The organism is Oscillibacter sp. KLE 1745 (assembly GCF_000469445.2).
GTDB classification, from domain to species: domain Bacteria; phylum Bacillota; class Clostridia; order Oscillospirales; family Oscillospiraceae; genus Oscillibacter; species Oscillibacter welbionis.
Genome location: NZ_KI271746.1, coordinates 1 through 1,121, shown reverse-complemented (window position 1 = coordinate 1,121; position 1,121 = coordinate 1). Strand labels below are relative to the sequence as shown.

Annotated in this window: 1 protein-coding gene; it reads left to right on the top strand. The window is 66.1% G+C overall.

Annotated features, from left to right (window positions below; all coding sequences use genetic code 11):
- The first annotated feature begins 101 nt into the window (after positions 1-101).
- The gene (locus HMPREF1546_RS13060) at positions 102-488 is read left to right on the top strand and encodes a hypothetical protein (RefSeq protein WP_021750886.1); all 387 of its coding nucleotides are present in this window, start codon (positions 102-104) and stop codon (positions 486-488) included.
- Positions 489-1,121 lie beyond the last annotated feature (633 nt).

Below are 1,121 nucleotides of genomic sequence, written 5' to 3'. Positions count from 1 at the left end.
GGGCGCGGAAGTGCCCTTGGGGCGCAACGGAGCGTTGCGAGATTTGCCGGACGCAAAGTGAGCAGAGCGGAGTTTGCGAGGACGAAGGGAGGCGGATACGAATGAAGGTCAAGGATGCCATCGCGGCGGCGGATGCCGTGAAACCCAACGCTTTCAGCGAGGAGACAAAGTTCCAGTGGTTGCGCCGCCTGGAAGGACGCCTGCAGGCGGAGGTCTTTTTGATGGCCCCGGCGCAGATCCGGGAGCTGGACTTGCAATATCCGGCGGATATGGACCGGGAGCTGTTGGTGGATCCTCCCTACGACGATCTGTATCCGCTGTATCTGCAGGCCAGGATCGACGCGGAGAACGGAGAGTATAACAAGTACGCGGACTCCATGACCATTTACAACAGCGCGTACACGGCGTTTGTGTGCTGGTTCTGCCAGACATACGATCCTGCGGAGGGATATTGCAGCGAGGAGGCGAGACGGCATGAGGTGGAGTGACTGCGGCGGACCGCCGTACAACAACCCTCCCTACTATCTTTCGGCCTACGGCCTTGCGGTGAAGCACGGCTTCAAGGGAACGGAGGAGGAATACCTGGCATCCCTGAAGGGAGAAACCGGGGCGACAGGTCCCACCGGACCCACGGGAGCACAGGGGCCGACAGGTCCCATTGGAGAAACCGGACCAACTGGGCCGGTTGGACCGACAGGCGCGGCCGGAGCGGCGGGTCCCACCGGCCCCACAGGAGCCCCGGGGCAGACAGGCCCCGCCGGAGAAGCAGGGCCAACGGGACCGACAGGCCCGACAGGAGAAACCGGAGCCACAGGTCCCGCGGGGCCAATGGGGCCCACGGGACCGGCAGGCGGCCCCACCGGCCCGACAGGACCAACGGGGCCCGGCGGACAGGCCGGCGCGGTAGGCCCGACAGGACCAACGGGGCCCGCCGGAGCGGCTGGTCCCACAGGCCCCACCGGTCCGGCGGGAGAAAACGGTGTGGCCTCCTTCAATAGCCGGACCGGTGCGGTGATGCCCCAGTCCGGGGACTACAACGCCACACAGATCCCGGTGAGCGGAGAGCCGGAGGCGGAGACCGTTGCGGCGGCTTTGTCTAATAAGGCGCCCGCGGGGTTTGG